General features: G+C 68.9%; 18 protein-coding genes. 4 read left to right on the top strand and 14 right to left on the bottom strand.

Annotated features, from left to right (window positions below; genetic code table 11):
* Nucleotides 1–247: 247 nt before the first annotated feature.
* Nucleotides 248–1,099, bottom strand: coding sequence for an LLM class F420-dependent oxidoreductase (locus SKC42_RS17240; RefSeq protein WP_330965485.1), 852 nt, complete (start codon nt 1,097–1,099; stop codon nt 248–250).
* Between the two features lie 113 nt (nt 1,100–1,212).
* Between SKC42_RS17240 and SKC42_RS17235 the strand changes: the two genes are divergently transcribed.
* Nucleotides 1,213–2,220 (top strand): PHP domain-containing protein, encoded by a 1,008-nt coding sequence (locus SKC42_RS17235; RefSeq protein WP_330965484.1) that lies wholly within the window; start codon nt 1,213–1,215, stop codon nt 2,218–2,220.
* Between the two features lie 4 nt (nt 2,221–2,224).
* Here the strand turns inward: SKC42_RS17235 and SKC42_RS17230 are convergent, their stop codons facing one another.
* From SKC42_RS17230 to SKC42_RS17215, 4 genes are all read right to left on the bottom strand, one after another.
* Complete coding sequence (locus tag SKC42_RS17230) at nt 2,225–2,992, bottom strand: YoaK family protein (RefSeq protein WP_442932176.1); 768 nt, start codon at nt 2,990–2,992, stop codon at nt 2,225–2,227.
* 141 nt (nt 2,993–3,133) lie between these two features.
* Nucleotides 3,134–4,333 (bottom strand): DNA polymerase IV, encoded by a 1,200-nt coding sequence (gene dinB / locus SKC42_RS17225; protein ID WP_330965483.1) that lies wholly within the window; start codon nt 4,331–4,333, stop codon nt 3,134–3,136.
* A gap of 9 nt (nt 4,334–4,342) precedes the next feature.
* Nucleotides 4,343–5,767 (bottom strand): HNH endonuclease signature motif containing protein, encoded by a 1,425-nt coding sequence (locus SKC42_RS17220; protein ID WP_330965482.1) that lies wholly within the window; start codon nt 5,765–5,767, stop codon nt 4,343–4,345.
* A gap of 45 nt (nt 5,768–5,812) precedes the next feature.
* Nucleotides 5,813–6,454 (bottom strand): TetR/AcrR family transcriptional regulator, encoded by a 642-nt coding sequence (locus tag SKC42_RS17215; protein ID WP_330965481.1) that lies wholly within the window; start codon nt 6,452–6,454, stop codon nt 5,813–5,815.
* Nucleotides 6,455–6,530: 76 nt separating this feature from the next.
* Between SKC42_RS17215 and SKC42_RS17210 the strand changes: the two genes are divergently transcribed.
* Nucleotides 6,531–8,000 carry a flavin-containing monooxygenase gene (locus SKC42_RS17210; RefSeq protein WP_330965480.1) on the top strand — a complete coding sequence of 490 codons (1,470 nt, stop codon included), beginning with the start codon at nt 6,531–6,533 and terminating at the stop codon, nt 7,998–8,000.
* 7 nt (nt 8,001–8,007) lie between these two features.
* On the opposite strand, the gene rraA is transcribed toward SKC42_RS17210, so the two are convergent.
* The 9 genes from rraA to SKC42_RS17165 form a co-directional block, all read right to left on the bottom strand.
* Complete coding sequence (gene rraA, locus SKC42_RS17205; RefSeq protein ID WP_330965479.1) at nt 8,008–8,487, bottom strand: ribonuclease E activity regulator RraA; 480 nt, start codon at nt 8,485–8,487, stop codon at nt 8,008–8,010.
* Between the two features lies 1 nt (nt 8,488).
* Nucleotides 8,489–8,938 carry an Rv3852 family protein gene (locus tag SKC42_RS17200; protein WP_330965478.1) on the bottom strand — a complete coding sequence of 150 codons (450 nt, stop codon included), beginning with the start codon at nt 8,936–8,938 and terminating at the stop codon, nt 8,489–8,491.
* 90 nt (nt 8,939–9,028) lie between these two features.
* The gene (locus SKC42_RS17195) at nt 9,029–9,529 is read right to left on the bottom strand and encodes a copper resistance CopC family protein (protein WP_330965477.1); all 501 of its coding nucleotides are present in this window, start codon (nt 9,527–9,529) and stop codon (nt 9,029–9,031) included.
* Entirely contained in the window at nt 9,526–10,176 is a 651-nt protein-coding gene (locus SKC42_RS17190) for a YcnI family copper-binding membrane protein (protein WP_330965535.1), read from the bottom strand. The genes SKC42_RS17195 and SKC42_RS17190 overlap by 4 nt, the downstream gene beginning before the upstream one ends.
* Before the next feature lie 11 nt (nt 10,177–10,187).
* Complete coding sequence (locus tag SKC42_RS17185; protein WP_330965476.1) at nt 10,188–10,844, bottom strand: DUF6474 family protein; 657 nt, start codon at nt 10,842–10,844, stop codon at nt 10,188–10,190.
* 132 nt (nt 10,845–10,976) lie between these two features.
* A complete protein-coding gene (locus SKC42_RS17180; protein ID WP_330965475.1) occupies nt 10,977–11,375 on the bottom strand; it encodes a transcriptional regulator in 399 nt (132 codons plus the stop codon).
* A gap of 720 nt (nt 11,376–12,095) precedes the next feature.
* Nucleotides 12,096–12,629 (bottom strand): peptidase, encoded by a 534-nt coding sequence (locus SKC42_RS17175; protein ID WP_330965534.1) that lies wholly within the window; start codon nt 12,627–12,629, stop codon nt 12,096–12,098.
* 165 nt (nt 12,630–12,794) lie between these two features.
* Entirely contained in the window at nt 12,795–13,418 is a 624-nt protein-coding gene (locus SKC42_RS17170) for a superoxide dismutase (RefSeq protein ID WP_330965474.1), read from the bottom strand.
* Between the two features lie 152 nt (nt 13,419–13,570).
* Entirely contained in the window at nt 13,571–13,726 is a 156-nt protein-coding gene (locus SKC42_RS17165; RefSeq protein WP_330965473.1) for a hypothetical protein, read from the bottom strand.
* 423 nt (nt 13,727–14,149) lie between these two features.
* On the opposite strand from SKC42_RS17165, the gene SKC42_RS17160 reads away from it, so the two are divergent.
* Together SKC42_RS17160 and SKC42_RS17155 are read left to right on the top strand one after the other, a co-directional pair.
* On the top strand, nt 14,150–15,235 hold the full coding sequence (locus SKC42_RS17160; protein WP_330965472.1) for a DUF4328 domain-containing protein: 1,086 nt from the start codon (nt 14,150–14,152) through the stop codon (nt 15,233–15,235).
* Complete coding sequence (locus SKC42_RS17155) at nt 15,232–16,056, top strand: glycerophosphodiester phosphodiesterase (protein WP_330965471.1); 825 nt, start codon at nt 15,232–15,234, stop codon at nt 16,054–16,056. Before SKC42_RS17160 ends, SKC42_RS17155 begins: the two co-directional genes overlap by 4 nt.
* The last annotated feature ends 5 nt before the right edge of the window (nt 16,057–16,061 follow it).

The following is a 16,061-nucleotide window of genomic DNA, read 5'->3' as shown; positions in this document are numbered from 1 at the left end:
CCGGCTCAACAGACCGTCGCAGGAGTGGTCACTGTGCATATGAACCCATTACATCGATCGCGGGTGGGGCGAATGGCCTGGTCGTGGGTCCGCCATCCGGTCAAAAGTCGCGAATTTCCCGCCAAACACGAACGCCTCGTCACCGCCGAAGAGTTGCTGCTTTTCGGGGTCTAGGCGTCCGCTCCAGCTCGCCCGGCCGCACCCAGCGTTTGCTCGGGGTTGGCCGGCGGCCACATTGGCGTCCCGCTCAGTGGTCCAACAGCCCGGAATCCCGGATGGCCTCGGCCAGCGGATCCAGGACCGCGGGGTCATGCGGGGGGTTGATGTACACGATGCCCAGGTTGAGCCCTTCGGCCGCCAGTCCCGCCGCCTCATCGAGCAGCTGCTGGTAGTTGCGGTCCTCGTTCAGGCGCAGGTGGGCCGACAGGGTGATCTCCTTCGGGTCACGCCCGATCTTCTCGCACTCCGCGGCCAGCACGTCCCGCTTGCGCGCGAACACATCGGGCGGGCCTCCGACGAAGTTCCAGTGCTGGGCGTACCGCGCGGTGATCGGCAGCGTCCGCTTCTCCCCGCTCCCGCCGATGCAGATCGGCGGATGCGGGCGCTGCACGCCCTTCGGCTCGTTGCGGGCCCCCTTGAGCTGGTAGTACTTGCCGTCGAAGTCGGTGGTCTCCCGGGTAAGCAGGCTGGTCAACACCTCGCAGGCCTCTTCGAACCGGTCGAACCGTTCCCGGATGCTGCCTAGCTCGATGCCGTAGGCACCCGACTCCTCCTCGTTCCAGCCGGCGCCGATCCCCAGCTCGAGCCGCCCGTTGGAGATGATGTCGAGCGCGGCGGCCATGTTGGCCAGCACGGCAGGATGGCGGTAGTGGATGCCGGTGACCAGCGTGCCCAGCCGCAGCCGCTTAGTGGCCTGCGCCAACGCGGTCAGCGTCGTCCAACCCTCCAGGCAGGGCCCGCTGGTGTCGGAGAAGATCGGGTAGAAGTGGTCGAAGGTCCACCCCGACTCGTAGACCTCGATGTCGTCGGCTGCCTGCCAGACGGACAGCATCTGGGCCCATGTGGTGTTCTGGGGTGACGTCTTGAACGCAAATCGCATGAATCCGACGTTAGCCGATCTTTATGAAGCGCAACTAAACGATGAGGGGCGATGACTTCCACCCAGCCGGCGCTCGGGCTCGACACCAAGGTCACGCCGGGCACACTGGAGTCATGGACCCGGTGGCAGCGCTGCGGCAGATCGCCTACTACAAGGACCGCAGCCGGCACGACGCGCGGCGCGTGATGGCCTACCGCAACGCCGCCGACATCATCGAGGGACTCGGCGACGCCGAGCGCGAGCGGCACGGGCAGGCCAACAGCTGGCAATCGCTGCCGGGCATCGGACCCAAAACCGCCAAGGTCATCGACCAGGCGTGGTCCGGTCGGGAACCCGACCTGCTGGTCGAGCTGAGGTCGTCGGCCGAGGATCTCGGTGGCGGGCACGTCCGCGCCGCCCTGCGGGGTGACCTGCACCTGCACTCGAACTGGTCGGACGGGTCGGTGCCCATCGACGAGATGATGGCCACCGCGGCCGCGCTGGGCCACGAGTACTGCGCGCTCACCGACCACTCGCCGCGCCTCACCATCGCCAACGGCCTGTCGCCGGACCGGCTGCGCGCGCAACTCGACGTGATCGACCGGCTGCGCGAGCGGTTCGCCCCGATGCGGATCCTCACCGGGATCGAGGTCGACATCCTCGAAGACGGCGGTCTGGACCAGGAACCCGAACTGCTGGAGCGCCTCGACGTGGTCGTGGCGAGCGTGCATTCGAAGCTGTCGATGGATGCCGCGGCGATGACCCGGCGCATGGTCCGCGCCGCGTCCGATCCGCACGCCGACGTGCTCGGCCACTGCACGGGGCGGCTCGTCTCGGGGAACCGCGGTATCCGGCCCGAGTCCCAGTTCGACGCCGAGGCCTTGTTCACGGCCTGCCGCGAGCACGGCACCGCGGTCGAGATCAACTCCCGTCCCGAGCGCCGCGACCCACCATCGCGGCTGCTGAGCCTGGCACTGGAGATCGGGTGTGTGTTCAGCATCGACACCGACGCGCACGCGCCCGGCCAGCTGGACTTCCTCGGCTATGGCGCGCAGCGCGCCGTCGACGCCGGCGTCCCCGTCGACCGCATCGTCAACACGTGGCCGGCCGACAAGCTGCTGGAGTGGACCCGGCGCAACTGAGGCCTCAGACGCGCACGGTCTCGACCGTCTCCGAGGCCGGCTCGTCGCAGCGTACGCGACCGTGGATCACATTGGCGCCGGCGACGGCCGCGCAGGTTGCGGCGGGAACGAGCAGGGCGTACCCGCCGAACCACACCCCGAACGCGATCCCGGCGATGCCGCCACCGAGGAACAGCAGCAGCGTCGTCACCAGGATCGCGGCCTTCCACTTCGCGATCCCGTCCTGCCGGCTGCGGCCGAGCATCAGGCCGAGGTCGGTGACGGTGCCCGTGAAGTGCGTGGTGCGGATCGACATCCCATGAAAACTTGAGGTCAGGCCGTTCTGCAGGCCGAGCGCCGCGGCGGCGAACAGCGCCTGGATCGCGGTTTCCTCGACGCCCAGCGAGGTGATCTGGGATTTGACGAACGTTTCTTCCACGCCGGCGGCGGCGAGGACGAGCAGCACCGCCTCGGTGAACAGCACGACCGCCTGCCGGGGCCCCGCCAGAGCCTCCGTGGGTGCGAGAATCGCGCCGGCCATCGTCGCTCCCGCTAGGAAGCCCAACAGAATTGCGGCGAGCACATGACCCTCGTAGAGCCACGGGTTCGCCGTGTTCATGCCCAGCTGGGTGGTGATCGCCGTCAGGTTTCCGACCGGCAACGCCAGGATGAGGAGAGCCACGGCGTTGACGAAGCCCGCCGATAACGCGAGCACGGCGCTGTAACCGAGGAGAAAACCTTCGCGTGGGGGGCCGCTGTTGCGCGCTTTGTCCGGCGGCACCGTCGTGTTCAATTGCTCCCTTTCCGGGTCGGGGTCTTCGCCAGCTTATATGTGGACGCGCGTGCTCGCCGAGGTCGTGGACCATCTCAAATGAAGCTCATATCATCGAAAGATAATGAACGGCAACGGAATTCGCGAATTAACGGCAGAACCTCAGTCGGGTAATGTCGGCATCTCTATACCCAAATCGTGACCGATCAACACACCGCGGGTGAGCGCTTGCTTGCCGAAGCGGCGACGGACGCTGTCGATGGCGGCGTCTACCCCCGGTGATTCACCGTGCAACGGCAGCATCAGCTGCTGCGCGCCGGTGCGGTCGATCCCCGAGACCGAAAACCCGACCAGCGTCAACCCGCGCTCGGCGATCAACGGCGCCGCCGCGGCGACGAGCCGGCGGGCCGCGCCCAGGATGGGCCCGGTCGCCGAGGTCGCCCACGGCAGGGTATGCGACCGGGTCGCCCGGCCGAAGTCGTCGAAGCGCAGCCGCAGCACCACCGTGCGCCCGGTGCGACCGGCGGCGCGCATCCGCCCGGTGATGCGGTCGACCAGGTTGATGACCACGGCGTCGATCTCGGGCGCCGACATCGCATTGCCGGCGCGCCCCAGCGCCCGCTGGGCGCCGATCGAGCGTCGACGCACGCCGGTGGTCACCCGCCGGCGGTCGATGTTGCGCGACAGTGCGAACAACTGGCGGCCCATCGCCGCGCCCACCAGTGACGCCAGCGTCGATTCACCCAGCTCCGCGACCGCCGCCACCGTGTCGATCCCATGGGCGTGCAACTTGTCCGCGGTTACCGCACCCACGCCCCAGAGGCGGCACACCGGCAACGGATGCAGGAAGGCCAGCTCGCCGTCGGGCGGAACGAGCAGCAAGCCGTCGGGCTTCGCTTCCTGGCTGGCCACTTTGGCGAGGAACTTCGTCCGGGCCACCCCCACGGTGATCGGCAGCCCGGCCCGCGCGCGCACGTCTGCGCGCAGCCGCTCGGCGATCTGGACCGGGGTGCCCGACACCCGTGCGAGGCCGCCGACGTCGAGGAACGCCTCGTCTACGGATAGCGGCTCGACGAGCGGCGTGCAGTCGCGGAACACCTCGAAGACGGCGTCGCTGGCGCGCGTGTAGGCGGCCATCCTGGGCGGCACCACGACGGCCCGCGGGCACAACCTGCGGGCTTGCGCGCCGCCCATGGCCGTGCGCACGCCGTAGGCCTTGGCCTCGTAGCTGGCCGCCAGCACCACACCACCGCCGACGATCACGGGCCGACCCCGCAGCGTCGGGTCGTCTCGCTGTTCGACCGAGGCGTAGAAGGAGTCCAGGTCCGCGTGCAGGATGGATGCCTCACTCCGCACGATCAAGCCGCTCGCCTAAAACGGTGGTGGGTCGCCGTCGGGCGGGGTGGGCCCGGCGCGTAGCGCGAGGCGCGCTTGGCGATTGCGTTGCCGTTCGGCGGTGACGCGCTGTGCGCGGTGCTGACTGCGGGTGCGGGTGCGTTTGGGCATCATCGCGGTCCGGTCGGCGCAGTAGTCGGCTTCGGATGGGCAGACCTCGGGGGTCGGCATGCCGCCCACGGCGTGGCAGAGGCTGGGGAACAGCAGGGCGCTGCCGGGGGTGGTGACGTACGTCTGGCCCGACGGGGAGGTCAGTATCAGGGTGCCGTCGGCCAGCTGCTGGTCGGTCCAGCCCCAGAAGGTCTTGATGAGATGGTGCGTGCGGCAATAGCACTTGAGGTTGCCGGCGTGGGTGGGGCCGCCCTGGGCGTAGGGGACCGTGTGGTCCACATCGCATCGGCCGGCGGGCACGTCGCAGCCCGGCCAGCGGCATGTCAGGTCGCGGCAGCGTACGAAGTCGGCGAGCGCCCGTGACGGGGTGTAGCCCCTCTCGGGTGGGGCGTCACCCGGATGCGCCAGCGGTACGAGTGTGGCCGACTTAGCGAGTTCCGCCACGAGCTCGGGGCTGATCAGCCCGTCGGCGCCCACCTCGGAGCCCGGCGCGTCACCCGCCCCGGCGAGCGTGGCCCGCTCGGCGATCACGTGGATCACCACCGGCCCCGCCGGGCGGCGCCCGACTGCGGCGCAGTCACCACGCCCGCAGCGGCAGCCCAGCCGGTCGGCCCCGGTGGCCAGCGCGCCCAGGGCGTCGGCACGGCGCTGTTCACGGGTGCGCGGATCACGCGCGCACACGGTGCCCGCCACTGCATCCAGACGCTGGTCCAGGGCCCGGGCGTCGGGCACCAGCAGGCTGCCTCGGATGAGCGCCATGCCACTTTCAGTGTCGTCGATCTCGATGCTCCGGTCGGTGCGCGACCGGGTATGGCGGCGCACCGCATCGGCGTCGGCGCGCGCGACGATCAAGTCGACCTGCCCGGCCAGCCGCGAGCGCGTCATCGACGGCCACCGCGTCACATTCGCGGCCAACCGGGCATCCACCGCTGCGAGCACGTCGGCGTCATCGATCAGGTCGGTGCGGTACACGATGGTGGCGAACAACCGAAAATCGATGTCCCCGGCGGCGAAGATCGCGCCCACCCGTGGCAGGCGCTCGCGCATCGTCCGAGCGTAGCGCACCCGCGAGGCGGCCAACGCCTGGGAGATCCGCAATCCGGCGGCCACCTCGGCCGCGACGGCCTCCATGGTGTCGATTGCCCAGGCCTCGGTCTCCGCGGACCGCGAGAGTCGGTAGGCGAACAATTCCCCGATCGCGATCAGTTGCGCCGCAGCGGCCCGGTTCTCGGCGCGGGCCGCCGCACCGATGCGCTCCAGCAGAGCCGTCGGCCCATCCTGATCGAACATGTGTTCGATTATGCCACAGCACCGCGAAAACCGGTAGGGCGGCCGCTATTCGTTTGGGCCGTAAATGCCGCTCACCCAGATGTGGGTGAGGGTGTCGACCACCCGTTCTGGGTCTACGGCCGGGGCCTCGGCGGACAGGGCGGCCATCATCGTGCGCTCGTTCATCTGGTTCAGTGCCGTCGCCAGGTCCGCGGCCGGAATGGTCTCCGGCGCGGCGCCGCGGGAGCGCTCGGCGGTGATCATGGCCGCCGTCTGGTCGATCCACTTCTGCATGAACCCCGACCACACCGTCCGCAACTCCGAGCTGGTGGCCAGCGCCTCCGTCGCGGCGCGGGCCAGCTTGCGGTGCGTGCTGAACGCCGTGAAGAACGCTTTGATGCCGTTGCGCCACACCCGGCGCGGGTCCGCGGGCAGCCGTTGGATCGCGCCGTCGAACTCCGCGTCGGCCTGCGCGATCACCGGCTCGAGCAGCGAGAGCAGCACCGCTTCCTTCGACTTGAAATAGAAGTAGAACGTCGGCCGCGACAGGCCTGCGCCCCTCGCGAGGTCGTCGACGGAGATCTCGGCGAACGCGCGTTCGTGCAGCAGCCGTTCGGCCGTCGCGATGATTGCCTGCTCCCGGTCGTCTCCGGAGGGGCGCAGGGTACGGCGGCCGCGCAGGGCGCGTGCTTGGCCGGCGGAGGTCACCCGTGCGACTTTACAGGGTGTCGAAGCTTTCAACACCCTGTTGACCGAGTCGACACAGCGTTGATAGCGTGACCACATGACTGAACACCTCGACGTCGTCATCGTCGGCGCTGGCATCTCGGGCGTTAGCGCCGCGTGGCACCTCCAGGACCGTTGCCCATCCAAGAGCTACGCAATCCTCGAGCGCCGTGATGACCTCGGCGGCACGTGGGACCTGTTCAAATACCCGGGCATCAGGTCGGACTCGGACATGTTCACCCTCGGATTCCGGTTCAAGCCGTGGCGTTCGGCGACGTCGATCGCCGACGGCCCCTCGATCAAGTCCTACATTCGCGAGGCCGCGGTCGAGAACGGAATCGAGCGCCGCATCCGTTACCGCCACCGCGTGCTGGCCGCCGACTGGTCCGACGCCGACAATCGCTGGACCCTGACGGTGGAACACGACGGCCAGCGCAGCGAGCTCACCTGCTCGTTCCTGTTCGCCTGCACCGGCTATTACAACTACGACGAGGGCTACTCGCCCACGTTCGCCGGCGCGGAGGACTTCGAGGGCACGATCGTGCACCCGCAACACTGGCCGGAGGACCTCGACTACGCGGGGAAGAAAATTGTCGTCATCGGGTCCGGCGCGACGGCCATCACGCTGATCCCGGCGCTGGTGAATTCGGGCTCCGGCCACGTCACGATGCTGCAGCGCTCGCCGACCTACATCGGCTCACTGCCGGGCGTTGACCCGTTCGCGGTACGGGCCAACCGGCTGCTGCCCGACCGCCTGGCGCACATGGCGAACCGGTGGAAGGCGATCGCCTTCAGCACGTTCCAGTACCAGCTCGCGCGCAAACGCCCCGCCTACATGCGCAAGACGTTGATGACGATGGCGCAGCGCCGCCTACCGAAGGGCTACGACGTCGAGAAGCACTTCGGCCCGAAGTACAACGTGTGGGACCAGCGGCTGTGCCTGGCGCCCGACGGTGACTTCTTCCGGACCATCCGGCACGGCAAGGCCGACGTCGTCACCGATACCATCGACCGGTTTACCAAGACCGGGATCCGGCTCGCCTCGGGCGAGGAGCTGCAGGCCGACATCATCGTCACGGCAACCGGTTTGAACATGCAGTTGCTCGGCGGGGTGACGCCGTCGCGCAACGGCCAGCCCTTCGACCTGCCGTCCCTGATGACGTACAAGGGCCTGATGTTCTCCGGCGTGCCGAACTTCGCCATCACCTTCGGGTACACCAATGCCTCGTGGACGCTGAAGGCCGACTTGGTCTCCGAATTCGTCTGCCGGTTGCTCAACTACATGGACGCCAAGGGCTTCGACACCGTCGAGCCGCTACACCCGGGCGCCGACGTCGACGAGCTGCCGTTCATGGACTTCAATCCCGGCTACTTCCAGCGATCCCAGGACATCTTGCCCAAGTCCGGGTCGCGCGCGCCGTGGCGCCTCAAGCAGAACTACCTGTTCGACATGCGCACCATCCGGCGCGGCAAGGTCGACGACGAGGGGCTCAAGTTCTCCAGGAAACGCGCACCGGTACCCGCTTAGGGGGCGCTTAGGGGGCGATGACGACGATCCCGTCGTCATCGCTGAAGGCGGTTTCGCCGGGCACGAACGTCACCCCGCCAAGGCTGATCTCGACGCCGCGTTCCCCGGCGCCGGTCTTGGTGCTCTTGCGGGGATTGGTGCCCAGCGCCTTTATGCCGATGTCGATGCCGCGCAGCGCGGCGGCGTCACGCACCGCCCCGTTGACGATCAGCCCGGCCCAACCGTTGGAGCGGGCCAACTCGGCGATCAGGTCGCCGACCAGGGCGGTGTGCAGAGAGCCCGCGCCGTCGACGACCAGCACCCCGCCCGCCCCGGGCTCGGATAGCACCGACTTGAGCAGCGCGTTGTCTTGGAAGCAGCGCACGGTGGTGATCGGCCCGGCGAACTCGGCGCGACCCCCGAACTGGCGGAACTGGAGGTCGCAGCTGCGCACGTCGGCGCCGATCTCGTCGACCAGGTCGGCGGTGGGCCGGAAGGACACGGTCATCTCAGCGGCGCCGCAACTGCCGGATCAGCAGGATGGCCAGCAAGCTGACGCCCAGGGCGACGATCAGCGGCAGCGGCGACTGGCCCAGCACCGATGGTGAAACCTCCGGCGAGACCGGGTTCTTGGCGGCTTCGACAGTCGATTTTGCTTGCGCCGCAGCGTCTTTGGCGGCCGCGGCTAGGTCGCCGTTGGTCTCGATCCGCTGCTGTACGCTGAGCGGCTGCTCGGCGGGCGGCGGCGGGGGCGCGGCTTTCTTGGCTGGCGCCTTCTTCGCGACCGCCTTCTTGACGGGGGCCTTCTTCGCAGGTGCCTTCTTAGCGGGCGCCTTGGCGGGGGCTTTCTTCGCCGCCTTGGCGGGCGGCTTCTTCTCGGGCGGCGCCTCCGGGGGGAGGGCCGGTGGGGTGGAAGCGCCGTCGGGTTCGCTGTTGGGTTGCTCCTGCGGGTCTGCCATGCGGCCGCTCCTTTGCGCCTTCCTGGTCGCGCACCGAAAAGTAACTCGCTCCCATCATGCCAGGAGGCGCTTGCGCGCCTCGGCCAGCGGTCAGGGTCGGCGACGCGCCGCCCACAAGGCGCCGGTCGCGACGAGTGTCACCGCTACGACCACGAATGGCCAGACCGGCAGCGGGCCACCCGTGTCGGTCCCGGCGGCGACGGGCCCGGGCGTGCCGGTGCCGGGAACCGTCAGGCGAAACGACCAGGAACCGGACACCACGTGGCCGTCCGCGGACGTCACCCGGTAGTTGACCGTGTATGTGCCGGCCGGCCCGAGCGGCCGGAGGTCGACGCTCACGATCGCCCCCTGCACCGAGGGCTCGCCGGTGGACCACACGTTGCCGTCGGGGCCCACCACCGTCATGGCCGCGAAGGCGGTCTGCAGCCGCTCGTTGAAGGTCGCGCTCGCCCGGGGCGGGCCGGAGGCGAGCGCCGCGTTGTCTGCCGGGTCGGCGGCGATCCGGGCGGCATGCGCGGACGCCGACGGGGCGCTGAGCGTGGCGAGTGCCAGCAAGGCGCCGACCCACGCCGCCACCGCCAGGCGTTTCACGAGCGTCGGCGGATCAGCACCAAGAAGACGCCGGCGGCGGCTACGACCAGGGCCGCCCCGCCGAGGAGGCGGGCCGTGTTGTCCGCCGGCCTGGGGGCGGCGGACGCGGGGGCGGGGCCTGCGGGTGGCTGGTGTTGGTGCGGCGCCGGCGGGCCGCCGGCGAGCGCCAGCACGGGCGCGGGGTGCTCGGGCTCCGCGCCGCCGGGCAGGGGCGGCTGATCCCACTTCACGACCGTCCCGTCGGAGTAGGTCTGCGTGGTGGGAAAGCTGATCGTATCGGCGTCGGGCAGCTGCACCGAGATCCGGAACAGGCCGAACTGGTCGGGGCCGATGCCGCCGTCGGGCGCGGTCGTCCAGGTCACCGACCGCACGAAGCCGGCGGCCGCGTCCCGGTCCAGCGTCACCGCCCAGCCGGGCAGGTACTCGGCGCTCACCGACGTCGCGTTGGGGAGGGCGACGGTCAGCGTCGTGGTCCTGGCGCCGGTGTTCGATTCGTTGGGTACCTGGAAGGTGACGAGGGACCGGTCACCGCGCGCCGCGTCGTCGCTGCTGACGTGCACATGCGCCCAGGCGGCCGGTGTACCCAGGGCCACGCCGGCCCCGAGCGTAACGGCCACCGCGGTCAGCGCGCGCCGGAGCCGCCCCATGGTCACGGCGGTCAGCTCAGGCCGAGCCGGGCCATCAGGTCCGCCTCGATGCCGTCGAGTTGCGATGAGATCGCGGCGTGGGCCGCCCGCCGGCGCGCGGCCGGCATGTTCTCCGCGGCGGTGACGGCCGCCGAGAGATCGGCGAGCCGCTCGGAGATCGCGGACACGAACTGCCGGGTCTCGGCGTCCTTGGGCTTCTTGTCCTGCACCATCTGCAGCGACTTCTCCGCGCCGGCGATCCGGGCCGACAACTGGGCGCCATGCCCGGAGAATTGGCCGATCTGCGCCAGCGGGACGCCGAGCTGGTCCGCGCGACGCTGGTCGACCATCGCGCGGGCGGCGATGGCCGCCCGGTAGATGACCGGGGTCAGGATCGGGGCCAGCAACCGGGTCACCGTCAACAGGCGGCGGATGCGGGTGGGCGAGAACACCTTCCCCTCGCGCGCGGTCTTGAGCTCGGCCTCGGCGACCTTCAGCGCGTTGCGGTCGCTTTCGCGCTGGGCCTTGATCTGGGCTCGGAGCGCCTTTTCCGCCGACCGCGCCTCGCTCTTTATGCGGCGGGCATCATTCTTGGCCGAGAGCCTGGCCTCCAGCTTGGCGCGGGCCTTGATCGCGCGGGCTTCGGCGCGCAGCGTCGCGCGACTCTTTCGCTTGCGGAACAGGCCCATTCCCGGCCGCCTCCCGGTGGTCTCGCTGGCTCAATGTGTATCGAACTCGCGGGTGCGCGATTCAAGCAACCCTAATCGGGAGGAGAGGACGGCGGCCCGCCAGGGCGGGCCGCCGAATTCGTCGCGGACGCGCTAGACGCCCGCGTGTTCCGCGCGGAGCAGCTCGTCCACGCGTTCCACAAGCTCCTCCCGGGCCTCCGGAGACAACTCGGCGGCGGCCAGCGCGATGCGGCGCACCCCGTCGTCGCGCATAGTGGCCCACCACGACAATTCCCTGTCGAGCTTCTCGTAGTACTCGTCGTCGGTGAAGTAGGCCGGCTTGATCCGGAAGAAATTGGCGAGGGCCGACATGGTGGCCGCCGACGGATTGGTGCGGTTGCCGGAACGTAGCTGGGAGAGGTAGGGAGCCGACATCGTAACGCCCTCCGCTTTGAGCGCCGCGATCACCTCCGCGGAGGTGTGCGGTCCGCGCCCGGGCGGATACACCGTGTCGAACAGGCGGTTCAGGCGGGCAGAAAACGTCGTGCTCATCGATATGTCCTCCACTGGGCTGTAGAAGTTAACTATTACCTAGGTGTATTAGCTGATCATGCTAGCGACGGATTGTCGTTGCTACCAGGTGCAAACCTGATCGGCTCCGGTACGGACGTAGCTGGCGCCGGCCAGTTCCACACTTCACGAGCGTCCATCCGATTCGCTGAAGTGTCCACCGGACGGGCGAAACTCACAGGTTATCCGCAGAATCCAGGTCCGCGCCGAATGTGGCGGACCGCTCCGACCGGGACTGCCGGGAAGCCCCGAGGAACGGTGCTGGGCAGTCGCTCCGCAGCCAACGAGCAAGCCGAGGATTTTTGTATATTATGGCGGCGAACTTTGCTGCAAGGTCTGCAACTCGCACCCAAAACGGGCTTGAAGTCCAGTGAATCACCGCCGGGGATACCTCTGGGGCCGGCGGGTCGGCGCGTGCGCGGCGGGCGGACTGTTGTCGCCGGCCCCTCAGGCACGACCCGGAGGCGTGGCAGGCGATGTTGTCGCCGCCCGGAGCGGCCGGCGAGTTTGCGCGAGCGCCGCTGACGGTGTGATCGTCACCACACTCCCGCCGGGCCGTCCCATCGCGCAACTCGGCGGGTGCGAAACGCACTGGCGGCTACTCGCGCTCGCGGGTGGTCCGCGGGCTTATGGGCCGGCCGGCGCGCGCTGGAGGACGGCGGCCGAGTCCGCCTGTCCGGGCCCCGATTCGATCCCGGTGATTCAAGCCGCCAACAGCATTGCCAGGATCGCGGTGTCGGGATGACTGATGGGGTCGACGCCTACCCGGCTCACCATGGAGGTGATAGTGCCGTCGGCTTCCGCCTCCACCCAGGCCGCCCGATGTTCGAGGCCCAGGTAGGGCAGTCCCGGCAGCAGCACGCAGCCGGACGCCGCTCCGGTGCATTCGGGCAACGACGGCGTGGTTTCCGAGGGCGGGTGCAACATCAGCAGGGCTGGGGGCTGATGTGTGGCGAAATAGCCTGGCTGGATGGCCGATTCGCCGAAGACCGTGCCCTCGGCCAGCACCAGGCCAACCGTGCCCGGCTCGGGCTCGTCGGGCAGTTCCTCGCGGGCGCCGAACACCGTTGTCGTGGAAAGCAATCCGGGCAGTGACGCGACCCGCACTGCGACCATCAACAGCTGGGCCCATTCCTTGGTTGAATCCGGCCAACGGCCAGAGATCACAAACCCTTTCAGGGCACCACGAGAATGGAAGGGGGATACCCCTATTGGCCGCTCTGAGCCAGTCTCCATTTCGACCTCCGCGCGACGCCTGAAACCGAACAGCCACACGCTCGAATAGTTAAGGATGCCTGCGGTTTAGGCACCGTGCAACCCGACACGGCCGTCGTGAGGGTGGCGAGAAGGTCAAAGGGCGCCACGCGCAGCGCGTGACGCCCTTTGATTTCTCCAGGACGGTTAGGTCGAGATCAGGCCCGAGGCCTTCGACGTGGCCGCGGCATAGCGCGCCTGCACGTCCTCCCAGTTCACGACATTCCAGAACGCCTTGGTGTAGTCGGCCTTGACGTTCTTGTACTGCAAGTAGAACGCGTGCTCCCACATGTCGATCAGCAGCAGCGGAACGGCGCCGAGCGGGAAGTTGGCCTGGTGGTCGTACACCTGGAAGGTGAGCAACCTGTCGCCGAGGCTGTCGTACGCGAGCACGGCCCAGCCGGAGCCCTGAATCCCGTTGGCAACCGCGGTGAACTGCGCACGGAACTTGTCGAACGAGCCGAATGCATCGTCGATGGCGGCGGCCAGATCGCCGGTCGGCTTGTCGCCACCGTTGGGGGACAGAATTTTCCACCACACCGTGTGGTTGACGTGGCCGCCCAGGTTGAAGGCGAGGTTCTTCTCGTTCAGCAGGATGGCGCTGTGATCGTCCTTGCTGCGCGCCTCTTGAAGCGCTTCGACGGCGGAATTGGCGCCCTTGACATACGTCGCGTGATGTTTGCTGTGGTGCAGTTCGTTGATCTGGCCGGAGATGTGCGGTTCCAGCGCTCCGTAGTCCCAGTCCAAGTCGGGCAGGGTGTATTCAGCCACGGCATTCCTTTCTTCGGTTATCGGTCTAAGACGCTCATCGGCCCAAGCCTGCCACGTGGAGGCCAGCCGTAATCAACCCTGCTCCATGACTGCGCGCACCGCAAGAACGTCCGCTGTGAGGCGATACTCCGAATACCCCGATCGGCCGGGTTTCAAGACAGGACGATGATGGCCAATACCGCGAGCAGGGCCAGTGCGATCAGACCCGCACGCAAGGCGGCGACGCTGTAGCTGTGATTCCACGCAGGCGAGCCGGAATACGACTTCGACTGGGCCGGCGAACCGGGACCGAACGAATGCGTGGCCATCAAGTGCCTTTCACCTGCTCGTCCATTTCGGTTAGTGAGGCGAGTCACAACACAGGGCGGATCGCGATCATAACCCGTTGTGATCGGCTTGGAAAATGTGGCGCGCAATGGGGCCGTTCCCGTGGGGATGGTTAGCCGGGCAATCCATTTCGCTCCCGCGTCGATGCGGCTTGTTTACGGGACACCCGTACCAGAGCGCGGGTTATCCACAGCTGCGGTCCCGCGTTGGCCGGTAGAGGCGATTTTCGGGGGCGGCATACCCCGGCGCCTCTTGTGGATAAACCTGTGGAAACTGTGGATAGTCGTCGGCGTTCGGGTGATTGCCGAACCGTCCCGGAGCTGAGCGGGCCGTCGCGTTCCGGGCGACTCGGGTGACCGCCGCGTTGCCGGGGGGTGCGTTTGCCGCCGGGCTAGTCTGGTCCGGTGATCCAGGTGTGCTCCCAGTGCGGCACTCGGTGGAACGTGCGCGAGCGGCGCCGCGAGTGGTGTCCACGCTGCCGGGGGGCGCTCATGGCGCCCCTTGCGGACGCTCCGCCCGCCGATCCTCGATGGGGCACGTACGGGGGCCCGCCGCCGGCGACGCCCGCCAGGCCTCCCGGTTCGTCCGCGTGGCAGCGCGCAACGCCGCGGCTGCCACCGGGGTATCGCTGGATAGCGGTGCGCCCGGGCGCCGCGCCGGCTACCCGCCGACTGCGGCGGGACCGGGGGCCGACGCCGCGGTATGCGGTGATGCCGCGTTGGGGACTTTCGGACCGTGCGGAGCTGGCCCCCGCGCCGGCCGAGAAGCCGGCCCGCACGGGCCCGTGGACGGCCGTGGTGCGTGCCAGCCTGTTCGCGGGCGTGTTGGTGCTCGGCCTCACCGCCCTGGTCTACGTGGTGCGCTACGTGCTGCTGGTGATCAACCGGAACATCCTGCTCAACTCGCTGCTGGCCATCGCCGTCGACTGGCTCGGGGTGGTGGCCAGCCTGGCCTCGATCGGGGTGGCGGTCACTTGTTGGTTGCTGCTCGTGCGGTGGTTGATCGCGCGCCGGACCGCGGCGTTCGCGCACTACGGCATCCCGGAGCCGCGGTCGGCGCGCGCTCTGTGGGTCGGCTGCCTGGTGCCGCTGGTCAATCTCTTGTGGGCCCCGGTCTACATCATCGAGTTGGCCGAGATCGAGGACCATTACGTCCGGCTGCGCAGGCCCATCCTCCAGTGGTGGATCGCCTGGATCCTCAGCTACCTCGCGTCGACCTTCGCCATCGCCACCAGCTTCGCCACGGACGCGCAGGCGATCGCGAACAACACCGTGCTGATGGTGTTCGCCTACCTGCTCGCGGCGATCGCGCTGGCCGCCGCGGCGCGCATCGTCGAGGGATTCGAGCGCAAACCCGTCGACCGGCCGGCGCACCGCTGGATCATGGCCGGTTCCGACGGTCCCACTCGGCCCGCCGGGGAGCCGGCGCGCCCGGTTGACGCCGCCCCAGTTGAGTTGAAGGGGCAGGAACCGGCAGCATTGGGATCATGACGTGGGCCGACGAGGTGCTCGCCGGGCACCCGTTCGTCGTTGCCCACCGGGGCGCGTCGGCGGCCCTGCCCGAACACACGCTCGCCGCCTACGATCTCGCCCTCCAAGAGGGCGCGGACGGGGTGGAATGTGACGTGCGCCTGACCCGCGACGGCCACCTGGTGTGCGTGCACGACCGTCGGTTGGACCGCACGTCGACCGGGGCCGGTTTGGTCAGCACGTCAACCCTCGAGGAGCTGCGGGAGCTGGAGTACGGCGCCTGGCACGACAGCTGGCGCCCCGACGGGTCGCACGGCGACACGAGCCTGCTGACGCTCGATGCCCTGGTCTCGCTCGTCCTGGACTGGCACCGGCCGGTCAAGCTGTTCATCGAGACCAAGCACCCGGTCCGGTACGGCTCATTGGTGGAGAGCAAGCTGCTCGCGCTCCTGCATCGCTACGGCATCGCCGCGCCGGCGTCGGCCGACCGGTCGAGGGCGGTGGTGATGTCGTTCTCGGCGGCCGCGATGTGGCGGATCCGGCGCGCCGCACCGATGCTGCCGACCGTGCTGCTCGGCAAGGCCGCCCGCTACCTGATCAGTGGCGCCGCCACCGCCGTCGGCGCCACCGCCATCGGGCCGTCGCTGGCGGCGTTGAAGGAGTATCCGCAACTCGCCGACCGTGCCATCGCCCAGGGCAGGGCGGTGTACTGCTGGAACGTCGACGAGTACGAGGACCTCGCGTTCTGCCGGGACGTCGGGGTCGCCTGGCTGGCCACCCACCATCCCGGTCGAACCAAGGCCTGGCTGCAGGAGCACCCCGCCGGCGAGAACGGCGAATAGGGGTC

The organism is Mycobacterium sp. 050134, assembly GCF_036409085.1.
In the GTDB taxonomy this organism is placed as follows: domain Bacteria; phylum Actinomycetota; class Actinomycetes; order Mycobacteriales; family Mycobacteriaceae; genus Mycobacterium.
The sequence above is the reverse complement of the archived record's forward strand: the minus strand, read 5'-3'. Positions and strand labels throughout refer to the sequence as shown.